General features: G+C 64.3%; 25 protein-coding genes. 10 read left to right on the forward strand and 15 right to left on the reverse strand.

Features of this window, described 5'->3' with window-relative positions; all coding sequences use genetic code 11:
* Positions 1-164 precede the first annotated feature (164 nt).
* Positions 165-1,361 (forward strand): AAA family ATPase, encoded by a 1,197-nt coding sequence (locus tag ACMGG8_RS02465; RefSeq protein WP_060837003.1) that lies wholly within the window; start codon positions 165-167, stop codon positions 1,359-1,361.
* 453 nt (positions 1,362-1,814) lie between these two features.
* On the opposite strand, the gene ACMGG8_RS02470 is transcribed toward ACMGG8_RS02465, so the two are convergent.
* The 11 genes from ACMGG8_RS02470 to ACMGG8_RS02520 form a co-directional block, all read right to left on the reverse strand.
* On the reverse strand, positions 1,815-2,672 hold the full coding sequence (locus tag ACMGG8_RS02470) for a transporter substrate-binding domain-containing protein (protein ID WP_414159108.1): 858 nt from the start codon (positions 2,670-2,672) through the stop codon (positions 1,815-1,817).
* Positions 2,669-3,451: an amino acid ABC transporter ATP-binding protein gene (locus ACMGG8_RS02475; RefSeq protein ID WP_108545822.1), complete on the reverse strand. Its 783-nt coding sequence runs from the start codon at positions 3,449-3,451 to the stop codon at positions 2,669-2,671. Before ACMGG8_RS02475 ends, ACMGG8_RS02470 begins: the two co-directional genes overlap by 4 nt.
* Positions 3,448-4,107, reverse strand: a complete 660-nt coding sequence (locus tag ACMGG8_RS02480) for an amino acid ABC transporter permease (RefSeq protein ID WP_011058612.1) — start codon at positions 4,105-4,107, stop codon at positions 3,448-3,450. Before ACMGG8_RS02480 ends, ACMGG8_RS02475 begins: the two co-directional genes overlap by 4 nt.
* Positions 4,088-4,753 carry an amino acid ABC transporter permease gene (locus tag ACMGG8_RS02485; RefSeq protein ID WP_414159109.1) on the reverse strand — a complete coding sequence of 222 codons (666 nt, stop codon included), beginning with the start codon at positions 4,751-4,753 and terminating at the stop codon, positions 4,088-4,090. The genes ACMGG8_RS02480 and ACMGG8_RS02485 overlap by 20 nt, the downstream gene beginning before the upstream one ends.
* 524 nt (positions 4,754-5,277) lie before the next feature.
* Positions 5,278-6,060 carry a MetQ/NlpA family ABC transporter substrate-binding protein gene (locus ACMGG8_RS02490; RefSeq protein ID WP_060836999.1) on the reverse strand — a complete coding sequence of 261 codons (783 nt, stop codon included), beginning with the start codon at positions 6,058-6,060 and terminating at the stop codon, positions 5,278-5,280.
* 304 nt (positions 6,061-6,364) lie between these two features.
* The gene (locus tag ACMGG8_RS02495) at positions 6,365-7,285 is read right to left on the reverse strand and encodes a sigma 54-interacting transcriptional regulator (RefSeq protein ID WP_414159110.1); all 921 of its coding nucleotides are present in this window, start codon (positions 7,283-7,285) and stop codon (positions 6,365-6,367) included.
* A 58-nt stretch (positions 7,286-7,343) separates the two neighbouring features.
* Positions 7,344-7,925, reverse strand: a complete 582-nt coding sequence (locus tag ACMGG8_RS02500) for an alpha/beta hydrolase (RefSeq protein ID WP_060836997.1) — start codon at positions 7,923-7,925, stop codon at positions 7,344-7,346.
* Positions 7,926-8,282: 357 nt separating this feature from the next.
* The gene (locus ACMGG8_RS02505; protein ID WP_011058607.1) at positions 8,283-8,684 is read right to left on the reverse strand and encodes an ExbD/TolR family protein; all 402 of its coding nucleotides are present in this window, start codon (positions 8,682-8,684) and stop codon (positions 8,283-8,285) included.
* A gap of 1 nt (position 8,685) precedes the next feature.
* On the reverse strand, positions 8,686-9,411 hold the full coding sequence (locus ACMGG8_RS02510; RefSeq protein WP_060836996.1) for a MotA/TolQ/ExbB proton channel family protein: 726 nt from the start codon (positions 9,409-9,411) through the stop codon (positions 8,686-8,688).
* 55 nt (positions 9,412-9,466) lie between these two features.
* Complete coding sequence (locus ACMGG8_RS02515) at positions 9,467-10,282, reverse strand: energy transducer TonB (protein ID WP_414159111.1); 816 nt, start codon at positions 10,280-10,282, stop codon at positions 9,467-9,469.
* A gap of 512 nt (positions 10,283-10,794) precedes the next feature.
* The gene (locus ACMGG8_RS02520) at positions 10,795-11,658 is read right to left on the reverse strand and encodes a LysR substrate-binding domain-containing protein (RefSeq protein WP_060842154.1); all 864 of its coding nucleotides are present in this window, start codon (positions 11,656-11,658) and stop codon (positions 10,795-10,797) included.
* A gap of 108 nt (positions 11,659-11,766) precedes the next feature.
* On the opposite strand from ACMGG8_RS02520, the gene ACMGG8_RS02525 reads away from it, so the two are divergent.
* The 3 genes from ACMGG8_RS02525 to ACMGG8_RS02535 are packed head-to-tail and all read left to right on the forward strand — an operon-like array spanning position 11,767 to position 14,107.
* Positions 11,767-12,429, forward strand: coding sequence for an ankyrin repeat domain-containing protein (locus ACMGG8_RS02525; RefSeq protein WP_414159112.1), 663 nt, complete (start codon positions 11,767-11,769; stop codon positions 12,427-12,429).
* A gap of 24 nt (positions 12,430-12,453) precedes the next feature.
* The gene (locus tag ACMGG8_RS02530) at positions 12,454-12,915 is read left to right on the forward strand and encodes a nucleoside deaminase (RefSeq protein WP_060836992.1); all 462 of its coding nucleotides are present in this window, start codon (positions 12,454-12,456) and stop codon (positions 12,913-12,915) included.
* Positions 12,902-14,107, forward strand: a complete 1,206-nt coding sequence (locus tag ACMGG8_RS02535; RefSeq protein WP_414159113.1) for a CynX/NimT family MFS transporter — start codon at positions 12,902-12,904, stop codon at positions 14,105-14,107. Before ACMGG8_RS02530 ends, ACMGG8_RS02535 begins: the two co-directional genes overlap by 14 nt.
* Before the next feature lie 62 nt (positions 14,108-14,169).
* Here ACMGG8_RS02535 and ACMGG8_RS02540 read toward each other — a convergent pair whose 3' ends face one another.
* On the reverse strand, positions 14,170-14,439 hold the full coding sequence (locus ACMGG8_RS02540) for a hypothetical protein (RefSeq protein WP_414159114.1): 270 nt from the start codon (positions 14,437-14,439) through the stop codon (positions 14,170-14,172).
* A gap of 251 nt (positions 14,440-14,690) precedes the next feature.
* On the opposite strand from ACMGG8_RS02540, the gene ACMGG8_RS02545 reads away from it, so the two are divergent.
* A complete protein-coding gene (locus ACMGG8_RS02545; RefSeq protein ID WP_414159115.1) occupies positions 14,691-15,167 on the forward strand; it encodes a DUF6392 family protein in 477 nt (158 codons plus the stop codon).
* A 179-nt stretch (positions 15,168-15,346) separates the two neighbouring features.
* On the opposite strand, the gene ACMGG8_RS02550 is transcribed toward ACMGG8_RS02545, so the two are convergent.
* Both ACMGG8_RS02550 and ACMGG8_RS02555 read right to left on the reverse strand, forming a co-directional pair.
* Positions 15,347-16,543, reverse strand: a complete 1,197-nt coding sequence (locus ACMGG8_RS02550; RefSeq protein WP_414159116.1) for a type II toxin-antitoxin system HipA family toxin — start codon at positions 16,541-16,543, stop codon at positions 15,347-15,349.
* Complete coding sequence (locus tag ACMGG8_RS02555) at positions 16,543-16,794, reverse strand: helix-turn-helix transcriptional regulator (RefSeq protein WP_016963101.1); 252 nt, start codon at positions 16,792-16,794, stop codon at positions 16,543-16,545. The genes ACMGG8_RS02550 and ACMGG8_RS02555 overlap by 1 nt, the downstream gene beginning before the upstream one ends.
* A gap of 304 nt (positions 16,795-17,098) precedes the next feature.
* Between ACMGG8_RS02555 and ACMGG8_RS02560 the strand changes: the two genes are divergently transcribed.
* The 5 genes from ACMGG8_RS02560 (at position 17,099) to ACMGG8_RS02580 (ending at position 19,515) form a co-directional block, all read left to right on the forward strand.
* A complete protein-coding gene (locus ACMGG8_RS02560) occupies positions 17,099-17,677 on the forward strand; it encodes a hypothetical protein (RefSeq protein WP_060836987.1) in 579 nt (192 codons plus the stop codon).
* A gap of 9 nt (positions 17,678-17,686) precedes the next feature.
* Positions 17,687-17,902, forward strand: a complete 216-nt coding sequence (locus ACMGG8_RS02565; RefSeq protein WP_016963103.1) for a helix-turn-helix domain-containing protein — start codon at positions 17,687-17,689, stop codon at positions 17,900-17,902.
* A 75-nt stretch (positions 17,903-17,977) separates the two neighbouring features.
* Positions 17,978-18,643 (forward strand): hypothetical protein, encoded by a 666-nt coding sequence (locus ACMGG8_RS02570; RefSeq protein ID WP_060836986.1) that lies wholly within the window; start codon positions 17,978-17,980, stop codon positions 18,641-18,643.
* Positions 18,644-18,748: 105 nt separating this feature from the next.
* A complete protein-coding gene (locus ACMGG8_RS02575) occupies positions 18,749-19,177 on the forward strand; it encodes an SMI1/KNR4 family protein (RefSeq protein WP_414159117.1) in 429 nt (142 codons plus the stop codon).
* Positions 19,174-19,515, forward strand: coding sequence for a hypothetical protein (locus tag ACMGG8_RS02580; RefSeq protein WP_414159118.1), 342 nt, complete (start codon positions 19,174-19,176; stop codon positions 19,513-19,515). The genes ACMGG8_RS02575 and ACMGG8_RS02580 overlap by 4 nt, the downstream gene beginning before the upstream one ends.
* A 104-nt stretch (positions 19,516-19,619) precedes the next feature.
* Here ACMGG8_RS02580 and ACMGG8_RS02585 read toward each other — a convergent pair whose 3' ends face one another.
* Positions 19,620-20,969, reverse strand: coding sequence for an aryl-sulfate sulfotransferase (locus ACMGG8_RS02585; RefSeq protein ID WP_414159119.1), 1,350 nt, complete (start codon positions 20,967-20,969; stop codon positions 19,620-19,622).

Below are 20,969 nucleotides of genomic sequence, written 5' to 3' on the forward strand. Positions count from 1 at the left end.
GTGTTCGTAGCGCCCGTGACGTTACGACTGTGAGCTTAGAACAGGGTTCAACCCTTGCACGGGGCTCCTGAAACACAGGGTCCTGGTGGCCGCAGAGGCGGCGGCGAACCAGCCGCCCTTCGACAAATGAGGCACACTGCGCGCCACGCAACAGGAGACTCGACATGCTCAAGACCCTGGCGGTGGCCAATTACCGCTCCATCAACAAACTGGTGATGCCCTTGGGGAGGCTGAACCTGATCACCGGCGCCAACGGCAGCGGCAAGTCCAACCTGTATCGCGCCCTGCGCCTGCTGGCGGAGACGGCCCAGGGCGGGGTGGTCAACGCCCTGGCCAAGGAAGGCGGATTGGACTCGACCTTCTGGGCCGGGCCGGAACAGATCAGCCGGCGCATGAGCCAGGGCGAGGTCGCGATCCAGGGTGGACCGCGCAAGGCCGCCAGACGCCTGCAACTGGGCTTTGCCGGTGAAGACTTCGGTTACGCGATCAGCCTGGGGTTACCGGACTCCAGCGGTCATTTCATGTTGCCCGGGCACAGCTCGCCGATTGCCTCGCGCTTCACTCTCGACCCGTGGATCAAGCGCGAGAGTATCTGGGGCGGACCCCTGTATCGCCCGGCAAGCGCGCTGGTGGACCGCCAGGGACCGATGGTACGAGCCCGCGCGGGGCGTCAATGGGAGGTGCTGGCGCAGCATACGAGCAGCGGCGACAGCCTGTTCGACCGGGTGGGCAACCTGAGCTCATCGCCCGAGGTCCTGCATCTGCGCGAGCAGATTCGTGGCTGGCGTTTTTATGACCACTTGCGTACCGACAGCCAGGCACCCGCACGCCGACCCCAGCTGGGCACCCGCACCCCGGTACTGCATCACGATGGCCGGGACTTGGCCGCGGCGTTGCAGACCATTATCGAGGTGGGCGATCAGCAGGCGTTGCACGAGAGCATCGCCGATGCCTTCCCGGATTCGCGGCTGCAGATCGATGCCGTTCCCGGAGGGTTGTTCGGGGTGCAGCTCCACCAGGAAGGCCTGTTGCGGCCGCTGTCGGCGGCGGAACTGTCGGACGGCACCCTGCGCTACCTGCTGCTGGTCGCCGCCCTGCTGACCCCGCGCCCGCCGAGCCTGATGGTGCTCAACGAACCGGAAACCAGCCTGCACCCGGACCTGCTGCCGGCGTTGGCGCGCTTGATCATTCGCGCCTCGCAGCAGTGCCAGGTGTGGGTGGTGTCCCACGCCCGGCGCCTGATCGCGGCCCTGCAGGAAGACCCCGAATGCAACTGCATCGTGCTGGAAAAAGAGCTGGGCCAGACCGGCATCGTCGGCCAGCGCATGCTCGACGAACCGGCCTGGTACTGGCCCGACTGAACCCTCCCCGCCGGCCCCGATTGCCATGCCCCCCGTAGAAGCCAGCTTGCTGGCGAAGAGGCCCACAAGCCCTGCATCGCCCTCACGGACGCCTTCGCTGGCAAGCCAGCTCCTACAAGGCTCAAACGCAATACGCCCCCCGTAGGAGCCAGCGTGCTGGCGAAGAGGCCCTCAAGCCCCGCACCGCCCTCACGGACGCCTTCGCTGGCAAGCCAGCTCCTACAAGGCTCATGCGCAATACACCCTCTGTAGGAGCCAGCTTGCTGGCGAAGAGGCCCTCAAGCCCCGCACCGCCCTCACGGACGCCTTCGCTGGCAAGCCAGCTCCTACAAGGCTCATGCGCAATACACCCTCTGTAGGAGCCAGCTTGCTGGCGAAGAGGCCCTCAAGCCCTGCATCGCCCTCAAGGACGCCTTCGCTGGCAAGCCAGCTCCTACACGGAGGAAGGAGGGGTCAACCCTGCCATTTGCCGCCTTCGACGATCACGCTCTCAGGCGGGGTGTCGTCGCTCAGTTCCTTGCGCACGTACTGGTCATACAGCTTGAGCAGGTATTTCTCTTCGCCCAGCTTGGCCAGTTCGGCATTCACCCAGTCCCGCAGTTCGAGGTTGCCCTTCTTCACCGCCGGGGCAATCGGCGCCTGCTCGCCCAGGGTCTGGGGCAATACGCGGTAGCCCGGGTTCTGCTTGGACCAGCTGAACAGAATCAGGTTGTCCTGGGCATAGGCGTCGCCACGGCCATTGGCCAGGGCTTGCAGGGACTCGGTGTTCTTCTCGAACTTGAGCAGTTTCCAGTCCGGGTGGTTCTGGGTCAGCCAGATGTCTGCGGTGGTGCCGGTGGTGACGATGGTGGTGCGGCTTGCCAGGTCATCCAGGCTCTTCACCGCGCTGCCTTCAGGCACCAGGGCCTGCACCGCCACCTTGAGGTTGGGGTTGGTGAACTCCACCGCCTGCTTGCGCTCCGGGGTCACGGTCATGTTGGCCAGGATCAGGTCGACCTTGTCGCTCTGCAGGAAGGGAATGCGGCTGGCCGGTTCCACGGCGACGAACTCCACCTTGTTCTCGTCCCCCAACAAGTCCTTGGCGAACTGGCGGCCGATGTCGGTATCGAAGCCCACATAACGCCCGGTTTCATCGACGAAACCGAACGGCGGCTTGTCGGTGAACACGCCGACGATCAGCTTGTCCCGAGCCTTGATCTTGTCCAGGTAACCGGCCGCCGGCTTGGGCGCATCATTGGATTTATCGCAGCCGGCCAGCAGGGCCAGACCGAACAGCGGCAGTAACAACAGCGAAGACTTGGCAGTTTTCATAAGAGCTCCAGTTCCTTTTTGGGGGCTTTCTTGGGCAGTGCTTCAACGAAGGAGAACTTCTCCAGGAACTGCTGCGCGCGTGCGCTCTGCGGGTTCGTGAAGAAAGCCTCGGGGGTGTTCTGTTCCACGATGCGCCCGCCGTCCATGAACACGATGCGGTCGGCCACGGCCCGGGCGAAGGCCATTTCATGGGTAACGATCAACAGGGTCATGCCGTCCCGGGCCAGGCCCTGGATCACCTGCAGCACTTCCTTGACCATCTCCGGGTCCAGCGCTGCGGTGACCTCGTCGAACAGCATCACCTGGGGGTTCATGCACAGCGAGCGGACGATGGCGATGCGTTGCTGCTGGCCGCCGGACAGCTGCCGGGGATAGGCCTCGCGCTTGTCCAGCAGGCCCACCCGCTCCAGCAACGCTTCGGCCTGGGCCCGGGCCTCCCGGGGCTCGCGCTTTTGCACCTTGAGCGGCCCCAGGAGGATGTTGTCCAGCACGTTCATGTGGGGGAACAGGTGATAGCTCTGGAACACCATGCCGATCTCCTGGCGCACCTGGCGCCAGTCGGTAGCGGGGCTCAGCAGCTCGCGCCCGGCGAAACGCAGGTGCCCGCTGTGGGCCGTTTCCAGGCCGTTGAGGCAGCGCAGCAGGGTGCTCTTGCCGCAGCCGCTGGGACCGAGGATGACGATCACCTCCCCCGCCGCCACGCGCAGGTCGACCTCCTTGAGCACCTGCTGCGGGCCGAAGAACTTGTTGAAACCCTGGAACTCGATCAATGCGCTCATGCTTGCGTCCAGCGCCGCTCCAGCACGCGGGAGGCGGCCGACAGCGGGTAGCAGATAAAGAAGAAAAACAGGAACAGGACGCCGTAGATCAGCACCGACTCGTAGGTGCGTTCGATGATCTGCTGGCCGACCTTGATCACGTCCACCACGCCGATCAGCACCGCCAGGGAGCTGGTCTTGATGATCCGCGTGTAGACGTTGATGGTTGGCGGCGTCATGCGCTTCAGCGCCTGGGGCAGCAAGACGTAGCCGTATAGCTGGGCACCGGAGAGGCCGATGGACAGGCCCGCTTCACGCTGGCCCCGGGGCAGGGATTGCAGGGCGCCGCGCACCACCTCGCCAACCTCGCTGGCGCCCCACAGCGACAGCACCAGCACCGCACAGGTGAAGCTGGGAATGCTGAGGCCGAAGAAGATCGGAAAGCCGAAGAACAGCAGGTACAGCCAGACCAGCACCGGAATCGCCCGGAACAGCTCCAGGTAGATCCGCAGCGGCACGTCCAGCACCTTGCGCTGCAGGCTGCGCAGCACGCCGTAGAGCACCCCGCCCAGGGTGCTGAAGGCAATGCTCAACAGCGAAATCGACAAAGTCTGTGCTGCGCCCCGGGCCAGTTGCGGCAGGGACACCAGCAACAGCTCAAGACCCGAACTGGCCATGTTGCAACCTCCTTTCCAGACGGCTGAGCAACAGCGACAGCGGCAGAAACAGCAGCACGCAGATCAGGGTCAGCACCGCGAGCATTTCGTAGGTCTTGTAGTACAGGGCGATGTAGCTCTTGGTGGTGTAGAGAATCTCCGGCACCGCCACCGCCGAGACCACGGTGGTTTCCTTGAGCAGGAAAATGAAATTGGCGAACAGCGACGGCAGGCTGAGGATCCAGGCCTGGGGCAGGATCACGTAGCGCAGCAGTTGCCATTGCGACAGGCCGATGCTGCGCCCCGATTCCAGCTGCGCCTGGGGCACGGCTTCGACCCCGGCGCGCAGTACTTCGGTGAGGTAGGCGCCGCCAAGGAAGGTCATGGTGATGATCGCCGCGGTAAAGCCGGAGACCTTGATCCCCAGGGCCGGCAAGGCGAAGTAGACGAAGAACAGCTGGATCAGCAGCGGTGTGTTGCGCGCCAGTTCCACGTACAGGCCGATCAGCCGGTGCAGGTAAGGGGTGCGAAACACCAGGACAGTGGCGTTGATCAGGGCCACCAGCAAAGACGTGCCGATGGCGATCAGGCCGACCTGCAGGGTCACCCCCACGGCTTTGAGAAAGGCCGGCAGGGTGCTGAGGATAAACGCGTAATCGAGGGTCATGAATCATCCTGGACGCCGCTGGGGTACAGCGGCGGTGGTGCAGTCCGTGGGGCAGTGGGTAACCGCCCGGCTGCCGCGACTTTATAGCTATAAAAAGCAGAATTTAAATACCGTTACGGCATATTGATATCACCCAAAAACCTAACCCGCGGATTTGCCGGGCTGGCGCCGAGCTACTACCTTTTCTGCCCTTGAGCCTGACAAGGACAATCACCATGGCCAACGCGAAGACCCCGCAACCGCTGGATCCCCATGAGCTGGTGAAATGGCTGACGGCCTTGCGCCGAGCCCTCCAAGCCACTGGCAATAGCGCTCCACTGCAGGAGCCGGCGGGTGCAGGCCTCGGCTTGCCAGCGAAGGCGTCCATCAGCTTTGCACCCGGCCTGAGGGCCTCCTCGCCGGCAAGCACAACGCCGCCCGGCCGGCGCCTGCGGCTTTTGCCGGCGCAATAAAAAACGCCGACGCTGTGCCAGCCGTCGGCGTTCAAACCTTGAAGGGGTTTATCGCATCAGTAGCCTAGTTCATCAGAACGCCGGCAATACCGCGCCGTTGTACTTCTTCTCGATGAAGGCTTTCACCTCGGGGCTGGTCAGGGCCTTGGCCAGCTTCTGGATCGCCGCGCTGTCCTTGTTGTCCGGACGCGCCACCAGGTAGTTCACGTAGGGCGAATCGGCGCCTTCGATCACCAGCGCATCCTTGGCCGGGTTCAGGCCGGCTTCCAGGGCGTAGTTGGTGTTGATCATGTCCAGGTCAACCTGATCCAGGACCCGCGGCAGCATGGCCGACTCCAGTTCCTTGAACTTGAAGTTGTGCGGGTTCTTGGCGATGTCCTTGGGCGTGGACACGGCGTTCTTCGGATCCTTGAGCTCGATCAGCCCGGCCTTCTGCAGCAGGATCAGGGCCCGGCCACTGTTGCTGCCTTCGTTGGGGATGGCGATGGTGGCACCATCTTTCAGCTCGGCCAGGGACTTGACCTTCTTCGAGTAGCCGCCGAAGGGTTCGACGTGCACACCAATCACGGTTTCCAGGTGCGTGCCCTTGCCTTCGTTGAAGTTCTTCAGGTACGGCAGGGTCTGGAAGTAGTTGGCGTCCAGGCGCTTCTGATCGACCTGCACGTTGGGTTGCACGTAGTCGGTGAAGACCTTGATTTCCAGGTCCACGCCTTCCTTGGCCAGGGTCGGCTTGATCAGCTCGAGAATCTCGGCGTGGGGCACCGGAGTCGCGGCGACCACCAGCTTCTCGGCGGCCTGGGCAATACCGGCGCTCAGGGCTGCCGCCAGTGCGGTGAACAACAGAACTTTTTTCATGCGATGTCCTTAGGTGTCGGGATCGACGACGGCGTCAAATGAGGTGCGTATCGGGGTGCCAGTGATGTGCCACTGCTGGCGTGAAGCGGACAATACCGAGATTTTTTATTCCCGAACAATATCTTTTATTCACGTTCATATTCCATTTTGTTCATACATCCCGCCCCACCACCGCGCCCTGTAGCCGCTGCCGCAGGCTGCGAACGACGACGCAGTCGGCGCCAGGGGTACCGTGGCTATCCAGCAGGATCCTGGTGAACGGTTTTGCGTCTGCTGCGCAGCCGGTCGCAGCCTGCGGCAGCGGCTACACCGCCAGCAGGCGCTTGAGGGCCTGGCGGTCCGCGTCTGAACCGCTCTCGGCGATCTGCCGCAGCAGTTGCTCGACCTGCTCCAGCGGCGAAGGCGTCGGCGGCAGGTTGAGGTGCTCGGGAAGAATTTCCTCGCCGCTGCTGACCAGCAGCGCAAAGTGAATGACGTTCTCCAGCTCCCGGGTATTGCCCGGCCAGCTGTGGCGCTCCAGGGCCTGCTGCGCAGCTTCACTGATCAGCGGCACCGGCAGGTCCAGGCGCTGGCTGTAAATGCCCAGGAAGTACTCGGCCAGGGACTCGATGTCCCCCACCCGCTCGCGCAGCGCCGGCAGTTCCAACTGGCCCTCGCTGAGGTAGCGATACAGGCGCTCATGGAATTTGCCCGCCGCCACCGCCTGGGCCAGGTCGATGCTGGTGGCCGCCACCAGGCGCACGTCCACCGGGCTCGGCTGTTGGGCACCGACCCGGGTCACTTCGTGGTTTTCCAGGGCCGCCAGCAACTTGGTCTGGATCGGCAGCGGCAGGTCGCCGATCTCGTCCAGGTACAGGGTTCCGCCATTGGCCGAGCCGAACCAGCCGGCGCGGCTGCTGGCCGAGCCGCTGAAACTGCCGGCGGCATAGCCGAACAGTTCGGCGTCGGCGTAGGTCGGGCTGATGGCGCCGCAGTTGACCGAGACGAACAGGCCGCTGCGGTCGCTGGCGCGGTGGATGTGCCGGGCCAGCAGTTCCTTGCCGGTGCCGGTTTCCCCGCGGATCAGCACCGACACCGCACGCGGCGCCAGTTGCTCCAGCTCTTCACGCAGTTGCCGCGAACGCGGGTCGACGAACACCAGCGCCTTGGCGCGGATGCTCAGGGGGCTTTTTTCCGCATCGGGAAAGGTCAGCAACGGCTGGCCGAAAGGGGTGTGAGAACTCATGGCAGACTCCCGCCCCAGGCCGCCTGGGGACGGGGGCGCTTAAACAGGAAAAGGACGATCAGGCACGACGCAGCGCGTGCTGCTCCATGCGGTTCTGCAGGCGGTAGAGATAGGCAAAGCCCTGCTCCCAGCGCTGGTGGCCGGACTTGACGTTGATATGCCCGGCGCCGGCCAGGATCCCGGCTTCGGCGCCCCAGTCACGGGCCAGTTCCAGGGCTCGCGGGGCACTCACGGCGCTGTCGTTGTCCGAGCTGACCACCTGGCTGGGGAACGGCAGCAGGTCCCGGGGAATCGGCGCGAAATTGCGCAGCGCCGGGGCGCAGGCCGGACGCTCGACGTCCGCCGGCGCCACCAGCAGCGCGCCGCGCACCTGGCGCAGGGCCGCCAAGGGCGCGCGAGCGGCCCAGTGGGCCACGGTGATGCAGCCCAGGCTGTGGGCAATCAGGATCACCGGGGTGTCGTCGGCGGCGATGGCTTCGGCCAGGGCCGCTACCCAGTCTTCGCGACGCGGCGTCAGCCAATCGGCCTGCTCCACCCGCGCACTGTTGGGCAGGCTGTTCTGCCAATGGGTTTGCCAATGATCTTCTGGCGATCCTTGCCAGCCCGGCACAATCAAGTAGCGAATGGATTCGTTGCGCATGGGGAACTCTCCTGCTGCGTGTCTGTTCCCGAACGAGTATAGGGAGGGGATTTATATTCGTTAAGGAATAAGAAGCTATTTATTAATACCTTAAATGAATATCAAACATCCCCGCTCTCCGTAGGAGCCGGCTTGCCGGCGAAAGGGCCATCAGCTCTTGCGCAACCTTGAGGACGCCTTCGCTGGCAAGCCAGCTCCTACAGTTGGCACGATTGCGCGGGTGTTCTTGCCGGCGAAGGGGGTAACGGGAGGGCGATTTCGGTGGAGGGCTTTGCGGGGGGCATTTTTGCCAGGCAAAAAAAAGGCCGCACCCTGCCAAGGAGACGGCCTGAAAAGTCGTGGCTTTGTTGCTCGGTGTCAGCGCGCGGTAATCACTGAAAGCTTGGTGATGCCCGCCCGCTCGATGGAGGCCATGGCCCGGGCCACTTCTCCGTAATTGACGCCATCGTCGGCCTGCAGCTGCACCCGCACTTGCGGGTCCTTGGCCTTGGCCGCCTGCAAGTTGGTTTCCAGCAGGTCGGGCTGGATCTCGTCCTTGTTGATAAAGAGTTTGCCGGCGCCGTCGATGCTCACCACCAGCGGGTCCTTCTGCTCCACCGGGGCCACGGCCTCGGTCTTGGGCAGGTTGATCGGGATGGCGTTGGTCAGCAGCGGCGCGGTGACGATGAACACCACCAGCAGCACCAGCATCACGTCCACCAGCGGGGTGACGTTGATCTCGCTCAGCACCTCATCGCTGTCTTGAGTGGAGAAGGCCATGTCAGGACGCCTCCTTGACTTTCTGCTGGCTGCCCTGGGCCGCAGCCTTGTGCACGCTCGGGTGGATCAGCACACGGAACGAGTTCTTCTGCGCCAGGCTGTAGAAGTCGTGGGCAAAGTCGTCCAGGTCCGCAGCCGTGAGCTTCAGGCGCCGCAGGAAGTAGTTGTAGACCAGCACCGCCGGCACCGCGACGGCGATCCCCACACCGGTGGCCACCAGCGCCGCGCCGATCGGCCCGGCCACGGTTTCCAGGCTGGCAGAGCCCGCCGCGCTGATGCCTTTAAGGGCTTCCATGATCCCCCACACGGTGCCGAACAGACCGATAAAGGGCGAGGTGCTGCCGATACTGGCGACCACCGCCAGGCCGGTTTCCAGGGAGCGGCGCTCACGCACGATCTGCTGGCGCAGGGCGCGTTCGAGACGGTCCTGGTGGTTGATCGCCTGGCTCAGGTCCGCCGCATGGGGCGCATCACCGACCTGGATCGCCGCATAGCCGGCCTGGGCCACCCGGGCCGCCGCGCCGGGCTGGGTTTCACTCAGGGGGGCGGCGGAATCGAGGCTGGAGGCGGCCCAGAACTGATTGTGAAACTTGCGATCCTGGGACTTGAGGCGGGCGAACTGCACGCCCTTGACCAGGGCCAGGCCCCAGGTGGCGACGGAGAAGACCACCAACAGCCAGATCACCGCGCTTTCGATGGATTCCAGTGGAGATGCCAGTAACGTCATGATGTGTTCCCTCTGTGTAAGCGTTTAGCGCGCGTTATTTGATCGGCCTTGCGGCTCAATGAATCTTGAAGTCGATGGGTACGCTGACCCAGCCGTCCTGGGCCACGTCGCCCTGCTTGGCCGGAACGAAACTCCAGCGCTTGACCGCAGCCAGGGCCGCATCGTCGAGCTGCTGGCGACCGCTGCTCTTCTGGATCTGGATCTCTCCGGGCTTGCCGCTGGCCAATACATGCACCCGCAGCAGCACCGTGCCTTCCCAACCCCGGCGCTGGGCCAGGGACGGGTATTCCGGCGCCGGGTTCTTCAGGTACGCGGCGCTGGCCGAAGCCGGGGTCACGGGGGCCGGGGCCGGTGGCGCGGGCGCTGCCGGGGCGGCTACCAGCGCCGCAGGTTGCGGCGGCGCCGGGGTCTGCTGCACCGGCTTGGGCGCGGGTTTCGGCTCGGGCTTGGGCACCGGCTTGGGCTTAGGTTTGGGCACCGGCTTGGGCGGTGGCGGCTTGACCGCCAGCTCGTCCTCCACCGGAGGCGGCGGCTCCACCACCGGCTGTACCGGCACAGGCGGAGGCGGCTCGACCACGGGCGGCGCCGGGTGCGAGAACTCGATGGTCATGGGCGGGATTTCCGGCGGCACGATGGGCAGCACCGGGGTCGGTTTCTGGCTCAGCCAGTAGATCACTGCACCGTGCAATACCAGAGCCGCGACGCCCAGGAGAATCGCCTCACGACGGCGCAATACCCCCTTGGGCGTGCGTTGCAGACGCAATTGGCCCAGCGGCGAGCGGTGAGGCCGGCCGAGGTCGACCAACTCGCCGCTCGGTGCCTGGCGCCACAGCACCTCGTGTGCACTGGCGGCGGTCTGGACATTGCCCATGGATTCACTCCCTACGATCTTTTGAATAACCCGGCAGCGGCGTTTGAACACCCCCCACGCAACGCTGCCGGGGACTCAATGATCAGTGCCCCATGCTTATCTCTTAAAGTAATCTTTCAAGTTATACATAGACCGAAATCGAATATATGATTTCACAGGAATGCCCCAGGCCCCGTGATTCAAGGGCTGCAGCCAAGAGGGACAAACAGCATGCCTTGCGGGCATTGAAAATATTCCCGCAGAGCATCGAAACCAGACGCCTGGCGAGGGAAGGAGCCCACTCGCCAGGCGGCAGCGACCACGCAGACCAGCCCTTGGGCCACTTGCGCAACCTGATAAACCGGCGGCACAAGGCCGCTGGATCACTGCGCCACCGGCATCAGGCGACGAGCGTCCAGCGACTGTCCGTTATCCAATCCGGGGCGGCTCGCCCAACGCGCTCTGCCCCTCAGCTCCCGGATGATCGCCATGGGCCGCCCTGTGCATAACGAACCTGGGCAAGCGACAGACAGTCATGGCCTGGCCACTGGCGGCTTGACGCTGGCCACGGCTCTCAACTGCTCTTGCAACGCCTTGCCGGCGCGACTCAAGCCATTGCCGGCATACAGCGCCAGGCGCACGCCCTGGATATCCGGCAGGCCGCTGGCGGCGTCGAGTATCCGGTGGCCCTTGCCCAGCACCCGCACCGGCAACAGGCTGATGCCCAGCCCCGCCGCCACCGCCGAGCAGACACTGGCCAGGCTGGCGCTGGAGTAGGCGATGCGCCACGGCCAGCCGCCGACCTCCAGGTGGTGAAGCATTTCCTGGCGATACAACCCGCCCACCGGAAACGCCACCAGCGGCAGCGGATCGCGGCCCAAGGCTGGCTGGCGCAGGCTGTCGACCCAGCACAAAGGCTCGGGCCAGGACTCCAGGCAGTCGTCGCTGTGGCCCATCTGCTTGACCAGCAACAGATCGAACTCGCCACGGCGGAACTGGCGCAGCAGCTCAGGTCCCAGACCGCTGGTGACCTCCAGGCGCACCGCCGGATAGTCCAGGCCAAAGCGCGAGAGCAAGGGCATCAGGCGCTCGGCGGCAAAGTCTTCCGGCACGCCCAGGCGCAGCACCTCTTCGCCGCGCTGGTTGACCAGCACATCACAGGCCTCTTCATGCAGCGCCAGGATGCGCCGGGCATAAGCCAGCAGGCGCTCGCCCTCCACCGTGGCCACCACCCGGCGCTGGTCGCGGTCGAGCAACTGGCAGCCCAGGCTCTCTTCCAGGCGCCGCACCTGCTGGCTCACCGTGGACTGGGTCAGGTGCAGGCGCTCGGCGGCGCGGGTGAAGTTCTGGCTGTCGGCCACCGCGACAAAACTGCGAAGCAACACGGGATCCAGCATCGCGATCTACCATCCTCAATGCCACTGATTGGCATGGTTATATTTAATTTCAGAATACCCAGGGCCATCACCATACTCGCCTTTCATTGGCAGGAACGGGAGGTTCTGATGCAACTCAAGCGCTTTCTGAAATGCGGCCTGATCGCCACCGGTCTGCTCACGGCGGGGCTGGTCATGGCCAGCGATAGCTCGTTGCTGGAGGCGGTGCGCCAGGGTCAGCTGCAACAGGTGCAACGGTTGCTTGAACAGGGCGCGGCACCCGACGCCCGGGGCCTGGACGGCAGCAGTCCGCTGCTGCTGGCCACCCGCGACAACCGCATCGACATCGCCCGGGCGCTGATCGAAGCCGGGGCCGACGTCAACCGCAAGAACCTGATCCAGGACAGCCCCTACCTGCTGGCCGGCGCCAGCGGCCACAACGAAATCCTCAAGCTGACCCTGGCCCACGGCGCCGACCTCAAGAGCACCAACCGCTACGGCGGCACCGCGCTGATCCCGGCCTGCGAACGCGGCCATGTGGAAACCGTGCGCCTGCTGATCGCAGCCGGCGTCGAGCTGGACCACGTCAACCACCTGGGCTGGACCTGCCTGATGGAAGCCATCGTGCTGTCCGACGGCGGTCCGGCGCACCAGCAGATCGTCGCCCAGCTGATTGCCGCCGGCGCCGACCTGAACCTGCCGGACCGCGCCGGCCTCAGCCCTTTGCAACAGGCCGAACGCCGTGGCCAGCGGGCCATCGCCAAGCTGCTGCGCGAGGCCGGCGCCACCTGAAGCCCCCCTTTTTAGGAACCTTGCATGCACGACGATCAACACTACCTGCAACGGGCCGTTGAACTGGCCCGGCACAATGTCCAGCAGGGCGGCCGCCCGTTCGGCGCACTGCTGGTGCGCAACGGCCGGGTGCTGGCCGAGGCGGTGAATGAAATCCACCTCAGCCAGGACCCCACCGCCCACGCCGAAATGCTCGCCATCCGCGCCGCCAGCCGGCAACTGGGCCCGCGCCTGGACGACTGCGTGATCTACGCCAGCGGCCAACCCTGCCCCATGTGCCTGGCCGCCATGTACCTGTGCGGCGTGTCCCGCGCGGTGTTCGCCGCCAGCAATGAACAGGCAGAGCCGTTCGGCCTGTCCACCGCGGCCATTTACCAGCAACTGGGCAAGCCCCTGGAAGCCCAGCGCCTGCCGCTGCTGCACCTGCCCCAGGCGGCGATGATCGCCCTGTACCAGGATTGGCAGGCGCACCATGCCGCGAACTGAATCCACCTTCCGGCACTGGGCCGGCTGGGCGCTGCTGGTGTGCCTGGGCCTGAACTTGCGACCGATCCTCAGCTCAGTCAGCCCGCTGCTCAACGAGATTCGCGGCGCCACCGGCATGAGCTTCCAGAGCAGCGCCTGGCTCACCAGCCTGCCGGTGATCTGCATGGGCCTGGTGGCCTTGCTCGGTGTACGCATCGAAGCCCGACTCGGCGAACGCCGCGGTGTGTCCCTGGGTTTGCTGCTGGTGTTGCTGGCTTGCCTGGTGCGGCTGTTCTTCGGCCAGGCCGCGGCCTTGCTCGCCACCGCCCTGCTCGGCGGCGCCGGCGTGGCCTTGATCCAGGCCCTGGTGCCGGCGCTGATCAAGCGCCAGTTCCAACAGCGGGTGGCCCTGGCCATGGGCGTCTACTCGGCCTCGCTGATGGGCGGTGGTGGCATCGCCGCCCTGCTCAGCCCGCAGCTGGCCAGCCACTTCGCCAATTGGCAGGTGGGGCTTGGCGTCTGGGTGCTGCCGGCCATGGCCGCCCTGCTGCTGTGGCTGTGCCTGCCCCTGGGCGCCGGCCGCCGCAACGGCGCCCAGCCCTCCGGGGCCGGACTCTGGAACAACCGCCGCGCCTGGTTGCTGGCGTTGTATTTCGGCTTGGTGAACTGCGGCTACATGAGCATGGTGGCCTGGCTGCCGGCCTACTACCTGCAACTGGGTTGGAGTGCTACCCAGAGCGGCTCGCTGCTGGCCTTCATGACGATTTTCCAAGTCACCGCCGCCCTGCTGATGCCGGCCCTGGCCCAGCGCAGCAGCGACCGCCGCCCACTGCTGGGCATCAGCCTCGCGGCCCAGGCAGCAGGTTTTCTCGGGCTGGTGTTGTGGCCTTTGCAAAGCCCGCACCTGTGGGTGGCGCTGATCGGCTTCGGCCTCGGAGCCTGCTTTGCCCTGAGCCTGATCCTGACCCTGGATCACCGCCGTGATCCCCGGGAAGCCGGGCAACTGGCGGCCTTTGTCCAGGGCGTGGGTTTTCTGCTCAACGCCGTCTCGCCGTGGCTGAGCGGCTGGCTGCGGCAAGTCACCGGTAGCTTTGCCAGCGCCTGGTGGGTGCTGATCGTGGGTGTCCTGGCGATGCTGCTGTTGACGCGAATTTTCAGCCCAGCCAGTTATCAGGCCAGGGTCACTATCGGCACTGTCGCGCCAGCGACCTGAGCACGACCGTCAATCGATGCCGCCTGCGAGGGCTCGCAGGCGGACAAGCGTCAAGGTACGGATCAGCCCTCGATCCGCCACTGCAATGCATCCAGCACATCGCAGCCGTCCTGCAGCAGCAGATGGGCGGCATTGGCCAAATGGCTCAGGTCTTGATCGGCAACACCCTTGATGCTCAGGCAGTTGAGACTGTGCATCAGATCGCGAGTGGCCTTGATCCGCTGCACAGCGCAGCCATAGAGATCGGCCGGAGGGGCGGCAGGGTTGAGGTAGAGCACCGGGGTGTGGGTGAGATTGCTTTGTAGCGGGGTGAACTCGGACTTGGATAACACTCCTTAGCCGAACGCGACCATCATGAAAATCAGGAACTGCCCCAACGTCTGATGGACAGTTGATGCGTCCATTATTTGTTTTCGACCGGCTAAGATCGGTCACCGATGCGTCGGTGACAGGCCGGACTATAGGCAGGAGGTCCTGGCGGAACAATCGCCGAAGTATTGCCATTCCCTTCCATCGACCCCGGCGCCACGTAGAATCCCTTCGCGACAATCAGCACGCACTCAATCAAGGACACGAAGCCCCCATGGACGCCGCAACGATCAGCCGCCTGGTACAGGGCATGGGCCTCACCTACGAAGAGCTGGTCGCCCAAGGCGAAAGCATCGAGCGCCCGACGGGCAAGCTCTACGACGAATTCGAATGGCTGACCGTGATCGTCGAGCCCGGCCTGATGCTGGACTTCCGGGAAGACAGCCTGGCCCTGGAAAAGGTATTGATCGAGCTGGTGCCCCTTGAACAGGGGCGCTCGTTCTACAGCGGCGAACTGCCCGCCCCGTTCTCACGCAGCATGACCCGCACCGACATTCACGACCTGCTGGGCACGCCCCTGCGCTCGGGGGAACGCAGGCCATCAGCCGATGGGCAACGCATGCTCAACGCCTGGGAGAGCTACCGCCTGGCGGAGCACCTGCATCCCGGTGCGCGGGTGGGCTTCGTCTATAGCGTCGATGGGCGAATCAAGGTCCTGTCGTTCGACTTGCTGGAGCCGCAGCGCGACTGATTCGACCGCACCACGTAGCTCTTTAGGATTCGCGGCGATCCGCCAGGCGTCAGAGGACCGGCGCGAGATCGCCAAGCAAGGCCCTGCGGTCCTTTTCGCAGCCTCGCAGGCTCGGCAGCGGCTACAGGGTACGTTGCGGCCGGTAGGCCGCCGCAACGCACGGCCCGACAACACAGGCACTAGCCAAAGGTTTTCATAAACGGCTCGGCACAGTGCCGGATCGCCGCGACGACATGCGGTGCCCGTTCGCCCCATTCGGCCGATCGGCTCAACACCCGCTCCAGTGCGTCCAACTGACCGCGAATGACCTCTTGCGGACGAGCCACGTCACAGACCTTGGCGAACTCCAGCAACCCCTGCCGCGAGGCAAACAGGGACTTGTTGCCCAGCAGATCCAGAGCCAGCACGTCCTGCGGGATGTAGGCCGTGGTGTTGACGATGTCGTAGGCCGGCGCCAACCGCGCATCGCGCTGGCCAGGATCGGAATACAACAGCCCGAAGTTCTTCAGGTGGGCATCGCCATTCCCCACCATGCAGCTCAGGCTGACCATGGCAAACAACTGCGCCAGTGAACCCGGCACCTGCTCAGGCGGGCAGAACAGGCGAACGGCCTTGGCAATGGCCGAATAGCTCTTGCTGTATTTCTGCTCCGCACCCAGCCCCATCAACGCCGCCATGTCTTCAAACCCCAGGCAACCGAGTTGCTCGTCCCGGTCGAAGCGGCGCATGACAAACAGTTTGGCGTTATCGGAGAGGTAGAACTCGGGCACCGCCATCCCCGCCTCCCTGGCCACCGACATGCACAGGAACTCGTTGATCGCCAATCCCGGAAACTCGTCCCGGCCGCTCTTGATGATCAACTCTGAGGTGTTCGAGGTAAAACGCTGCGACGCGGCGTCATGCCGCTCCGGCACCATGACCTTGGGCTGCACGCCGGATATCCCGGCACGCAGGATGTAGCGGTCCACCAGGTCGGCAAAGATGTCCTCGGCGCCATCCCACGCGAGGATTTCTTCAAGTTTTTCCCCGGGAAACTGCTGTCGCTGCAACAGCCCATCGACTTCGGGCGAGCTCACCGCGACCCGCCCGATCGGCGCGCTGCTGCCGGACAGCGCCAGCAGTAACATCGGGTCGACCTTCACCACCTTGGCCAGGCGGTTGCGCAGTTGCTCCAGCACATAGCCTTCGGGCAGGTTCATCTGAAAGATCGGGTGCAACTCCCGATAACGGTATTCATCCAGCCGCACAGGCATCAGCAGACTGATTGCCGCCTGTGCCCGAGCATCATCGTGATAGCGAAACAGATAATCGCCAGCGCCACGGTGGATTTTCCCGCTGTCACCGGCTGGGGTGGCTACCTGCAGCACCGTGGCCATCAGTCGAACACTCCCTGGATCTCGTCCAATGTGGGCATCGCGGCAGGCACCAGGGTGAATTCACAGTCCAGGGCTCCCAGCACCCGCGCATAGGCCGCCATGCCCACCGACAAGTCGCCCCGCTCGATGGCGATGACCTTCTGCCGGGTCACGCCGGCCAAGGCGGCCAGGCTGGCTTGGGTCAGGCCACGATGCAGGCGGCGCTGGCGAACCTGCTCGCCGAGGCGCGCGGTGATAAGAAGGTAGTCCATGTTCTGTATACGCAACAAAATTAATTGAATGTAACGTATACCTGACATGGCGAAAAATCAAAGGGACGCGGTGGGGGCTCACACTCCGTGGCGGCGAGTGAAAGGCTTCGATAGTGGATATGTACTCCCTGACTGTCGCAAGCACAGGTTTTACGGCCGCTGCGCGCCCGAGCGGGAGCAATCTCCCTCGCCACAACATCATTCCAGGCGGCTAGACGAGAACAATCCTAGAGAAATAAATTATTGTAATTCGATAATTATTTATCAATAATCAGCCACCCCCAAGTTTTGCAAGGAATAACGCATGCACTCCCAAATCAACGGCTCGGCCCAATACCGCTTGCGACGGGTCGGCCTGCTGGCCGCGATCCTGGCCTGGGTCATGGGTGTCGTCGAGGTCGGTGGCAATGCCGGAATGTGGATCTACAACAAGGACCAGGTCCTGGGCGCCCTGCTCAGCGTCTTCGCCGACCACTCGCCCCGCCTGCTGGAAGCCGATTTCAAACTGTCGTCGGCAAGCTTCACCCTGCTGGTGATTCTCGACTTCCTGCCCCTGCTGCTGTCGAGCTTCGCCCTGTACCTGACCGGGGTGTTCTTCCTGCGCCTGTCGCGCGGCGAAACCTGGAGCGATCGCAACATCCGCATCCTCTGGCGCGTGGGCATGTTGTGGATCGTCGCCCCGGCGACTTTCCCGATGATGGAAACCCTGCAAGGCCTGGCCCTGTCCCTCGACCTGCCGCCCGGCCAGCGCATCCTGCAGATCTCCGCGGGCTTCTCGTCCTACGCCGCTTACGAGGTGGTCAAAGGAATCTTGCTCTGCTCGTTTTCCATTATCATGCGCGACGCCAAAGTCCTCAGTGATGAGCACAGTCACTACATATAGAACAATGAGATGACCATTATCGTTCGGCTTGACGTTGTCATGGCTAAAAACAAGATTCGCTCCAAAGAGTTGGCCGCCATCCTGGGCATTACCGAGGCGAATCTGTCGTTGCTGAAAAATGGCAAGGTCAAGGGGATGAAAATCGAGACCCTGGACAAACTCTGCGCTGCACTCGACTGCCAACCCGGCGACCTGCTGGAGTATCAGGCCAGCGAGCCTGCGTAACCCCCCGCGTTTGTTCGAACCGAGTCTCGATCGTTAAAGCCTTATCCATTCCTCACGTTGCACATTGGCTTATTCATGACTCGCTACCTGCTCTGCCCGCTGTTTCTGTTCGTCCTGCTTTTGACCGGCTGCGCCAACAAACTCGAAGTGGCCATCGACGCCACCCCGGCCCAAGACTATTACTTCGACCCCAAGGCTCCAGTGCTGGTGACCGTCAACAGCGCCAAGGACGCCCAGGGCCTCAAGGCCAGCTACTACCTGCGCGACATGGTCGCCGCCCTGCACGGCATGGGTTTCACCCAGGTGTACACCGAGTCGTCGTTGCCGAAAAACCACCCGCCGTTTCGCATGAACATTGCCCTGGACGTGGGCAGTAAAAAGACCAGCTACCGCTACACCGCCACCGACTACGGCCAGGTGCCCAGCAGCACTAAAACCACGTGCATGCCCGGCAAGAACCAACAGACCGTGTGCACCAGCACCCCAACGATGTCCTACCGTGCCATCGGCTCCTCGGAGCGCACCGGCTACACCACCCTGTCGACCTTCAATATCAAGGCCAAGGACGAGCAGAGCCGGCGCACGGTGTTCCTGCTGCGGGCCTCGTCCTACAACGAGGATTGCCAGGACGCCAAGGTCGAGGATTTCCTGGTGCAGGAAAGCCTGGACAACCTGGACTTCCGTAACCGCGTGCAGCGCAAATACACGGTCACCCTGCCCGAAGGCCACAGCTGCAACTAAGCGCCTACCGCGCACCAAGCGACACGCTTACAATCGCCCCTCGCCGCCCGCCCGATCCCCCCTCGCGCGGGCGCAACCCCCTCAACGACAAGGCGCAGATCGAACATGCCCCTGGACTGGACTGCCTGGGAAATCGAACCCGGATCGGCGGTGAACGAACAGCTGATCGCCCAGGTGCAGCAACGCCTCGGCCTTGAGTTTCCGTCGCTGTACCTGGAGCTGGTGCAATACGCCGCGGCCGCCACCCCGGGGATCGGCACCTTCCCCTATGGCAACGACTACACCTGCATCAGCGAGTTCTTCGAGTTCGGCCTGAGCAACCAACCCTGGAGCCTGCTCTGGTATGCCAGTCCGGGCCGCGTGCCGGGACTGCCCGCAGGCTGCGTGCCGATTGCCCGGGATGCCGGTGGCCTGCTGATCTGCCTGGACTTCAACAGCCCGGGCGTGGCGGTGGAAATCTTCGATCCCGACAGTGCCAGCCGCTACCCGGTGGCCGCCGACTTCAAGGCCTTTGTCGAACTGTGGCAGCCATGAGCGCACCGCAAAAATGGATAGTGGTGCCCACCAGCAAGGCCGCCATGCAGCGCCTGGATCTGGACCAGTGCCTGCCGGGCGACCTGGAGGAACTGGCGCTGTCCCCGGAGCAGTGGGCGCTACTGTCCCGCAGCGACCTGCTACCGCGTTTGAACCGCGCCCTGGGCAGCCTGATCGATGACTACGAAGACGCCTCGATCCAGGGCCAGGCCGCCCTGGCCACGGCGCTGTCGATCCTCACCCGGACCGCGACGGCGGAGGATGAACTTATCCACAGGCTCATCGCCCTGAATCGACTGGCCCTGGAACGGGACACCGGCCTGTTCTTCTACTTCTGAGGTCCTCCCCAGAGCGGCTCCCGCGCCTCATTGGTGGCGAGGGAGCTTGCTCCCGCTAGGGCGCCAGTCCGACCCAAGCCGGGCCACGGCACGGCCTCACAAGCTCAGATCCCCGCGCTGGCACTGGCCTGCTTCAACCCCGACTCCGGCACGCTCACCGCGGTTTCCGAACGCGGTGTGCCCTGGGGCACCCAGTCGTAGCTCACCGGCAAGGCGCGGTACACCCAGTTGCTGATGGCCTCGCCGCCCGGGGCCTTGCCCAGGTAGGGGCTGACGTATTCCCAGACGATCTCGCCGCCGGCGGTGACCTGGAAGAAGCGCCCGTTCATGCCCTCATCGATCAGCGTGTTGCCGTTGGGCAAACGCCGCGCGCTGCTGATGAACGAGCTGTAGAAGGCCCAGCCCGGCTGCCGGGAACTGGCGGCGCTGTACTGCCAGACGATCTCGTTCTTGATCGGGTCGATCTCCAGCACCCGGGAACCGGCAATCAGCCCCAAAGGCACCGAGGGGTAGCCGGCCGTGCCCTGGTTGTCGAACACCAGCAGGTGCCCGGCGCCCGGCAAGCCGGCGGGAATGATGTGGGCGTCATGCTGGCCGACGAACTGGTCCACCGGGCGCGGCACCTTGGCCGCGGTCTTGGGGTTGATCGGCAACAGGTTCGGCCCCAGGCGCCAGACCACCTTGCCGCTGTGCTTGTCGAGGATGGCGATGAAGTTGGCGTTGCGTGAATCGATCAGCAGGTTGTCCGGGGCGAAGCGTTTATCGCCGCCGTCGAACCACTGGTTGGGGCCCACCACGCTGAGGTTGTTGATGTGCAGGTAGTCCGGGTTGTCGCTGCCGTACACCAGCTTCAACTGCGCCGGGGTAAAGCCGAACTCCCTGAGGTGCTCGGAGGCCAGCCACTGCCATTTGACCTGGCCGTCGGGGCTGACCTCATAGATCGCATCGTCGATCACCTGGGGCACCTTGAACCCCGCCACCTTGTGCACCTTGTTGGCCAGCACCAGGGTGTTGCCGTTGCCCAGGCGGCGCTGGTCGTGGTGCTGCTGGGCGGCGCCGCCCGGGGCCTGGTCGCCCCATTGCCAGAGCACCTTGCCGTTCCAGTCCAGCTCGCCGACGCTCTGGTTGCCCAGGCCATTGCCCGCCGAACCCAGGGGCCCGGGCTCCTTGTCCTTGAGCTGCAACAGCACCCGGCCGCGCTCGCCGTTCACCAGTTGCGGGTCGATGATCGCCGAGGGGAAACCGGCTTGCGGCCAGTGCTTCACCTCGTTGCCGTTCATGTCGATCAGGTGCGTCTGTTTGTCGGCGCCGCTGAAGATCACGTACTGGTTATAGGCCCTGGCCGGATCGTAGCGGGTCACTCCGGTGGGGTAGACGCTGGGGGCGGCCTGCACCGCCGAAGCCAGCAGGTTGGCGGCAATCAGCCAGGGCAAAACGCTTTTGACACGCAGCAT

This window comes from Pseudomonas sp. BNK-45, assembly GCF_047456255.1.
Classification (GTDB): Bacteria; Pseudomonadota; Gammaproteobacteria; order Pseudomonadales; family Pseudomonadaceae; genus Aquipseudomonas.